The 1920-nt window shown below is 29.2% G+C and carries 2 protein-coding genes; both read left to right on the forward strand.

Features of this window, described 5'->3' with window-relative positions:
• A partial coding sequence (locus ABWO04_RS11515; RefSeq protein WP_353079832.1) for an ABC transporter substrate-binding protein occupies positions 1-909 on the forward strand: 909 nt, incomplete at its 5' end.
• Between the two features lie 3 nt (positions 910-912).
• Positions 913-1920 (forward strand): iron chelate uptake ABC transporter family permease subunit (locus tag ABWO04_RS11520; RefSeq protein ID WP_353079833.1); only part of this gene is annotated, 1008 nt, incomplete at its 3' end.

Below are 1920 nucleotides of genomic sequence, written 5' to 3' on the forward strand. Positions count from 1 at the left end.
GTTATTCCTGTTGAATATAAAAACGTGCCACAAATACAAGTTCCAATAAAAAATATTGTTCTAACATCAACTACGCATATTCCATCATTAGAAATGTTAGGTGAAGAATCAAAATTAGTTGGATTTCCAAATTTGAATTATATTTCTTCTGGAAAAGTTAGGAATTTAATTGATGCTGGAAAAATAAAAGAATTAGGGAGCAATCAAACCTTGAATACGGAAGTTCTGATTAATTTACAACCGGATATCATTATGGGCTATGGCTTAGACAATAGTAATCCAATTTTAGATAATTTAGAAAAAAATGGCTTAAAAGTAATTTTAAATGGCGATTGGAATGAACAATCTCCTTTAGGTAAAGTGGAGTGGATTAAACTTTTTGGTGTCCTTTTTGGAAAAGAAAAACAAGCAAATGCTATTTTTTCAACAATTGAAAATTCTTATAACGAAACCTTAAAATTAGTTGAAAATACTACTAAAAAACCAAGTGTTTTAAGTGGCTCAATGTATGAAAATACTTGGTATTTACCACAAGGCGAAAGTTGGGGTGCGAAATTTATAAGTAATGCCAAAGCAAATTATTTATGGAAACATACAAAAGGAACAGGTAGTTTAGCATTATCTTTTGAAAAAGTATATAGTGAAGCTAAAAATGCCGATATTTGGTTTATAGATCAATACGTTTCTATGGAAGAAATTAAAAATGCAAATCCACATTATTCGGAGTTTAAAGCGTTTAAAACCAATGCTATTTATTCTTTTAGCAAGAAAAAAGGGAAAACTGGCGGTGTAATTTATTACGAATTAGCGCCTAATCGACCAGATTTGGTGTTAAAAGATTTAGTAAAAATATTTCATCCTGAATTGTTACCAAACTATAAATTATATTTCTTCGAAAAATTAAATTAAACTTTGAAAAGAAACATCAAACATAACATCCTATTTACTTCATTACTAATTGGTTTAGTAGTGGTTTTTTTACTAAATATTGGTTTTGGTCAAGTTGCCATTCCTTTAAAAGAAATATTAAAATCCTTAGCTGGAATTGAAACTGATAATTCAACTTGGGAATATATTATACTGAATTTTCGATTACCTAAAGCCATTACAGCAATTTTAGTTGGTATTGGTTTGTCTATTTCAGGATTGTTGATGCAAACTTTATTTAGAAATCCACTTGCAGGTCCTTATGTTTTGGGATTAAGCTCTGGATCGAGTTTAGGAGTGGCTTTTATAATTATGGGTGCTTCTTTTTTACCTGTTTTTTTAGCAGACCTATTTTTGTCAAGTTTCGGAATAGTATTAGCTTCTATTTTAGGAAGTTTATTTGTTTTATTCTTAGTTTTTATAGTTTCTAAAAAATTAAAAGACACCATGTCTATTTTAATTGTTGGCTTAATGTTTAGTAGCTTCACCGGAGCAATTGTCAGCGTTTTAACTTATTTTAGTTCTGCAGAACAATTACAAAAATTCACATTTTGGTCTATGGGAAATTTAGGAAACTTAAGTTGGTTACAACTTTTAATTTTAAGTATTTCTGTTACGATTGGTTGTTTATTTAGTCTGTTTTCTATAAAAAGTTTAGACGCATTTTTATTGGGTGAAAATTATGCGAAAAGCATTGGAATTAATATAAAAAAACAACGAAATATAATTTTTATTTCAACAGGAATATTAGCTGGTAGTATCACAGCATTTGTGGGTCCAATTGCTTTTGTAGGTTTGGCCGTTCCACACATTTCAAAATTAGTATTTCAAACAAGTAATCATAAAACATTGTTTTTTTCTACGATGATTTTAGGTGCGGTAATTATGCTTATTTGTGATACTGTTTCACAATTACCCGGATTCGATTTTACATTGCCAATTAATGCAATTACATCAATTTTAGGAGCACCAATAGTAATTTGGTTGTTGATA

Source organism: Flavobacterium sp., assembly GCF_040382755.1.
Classification (GTDB): Bacteria; Bacteroidota; Bacteroidia; order Flavobacteriales; family Flavobacteriaceae; genus Flavobacterium.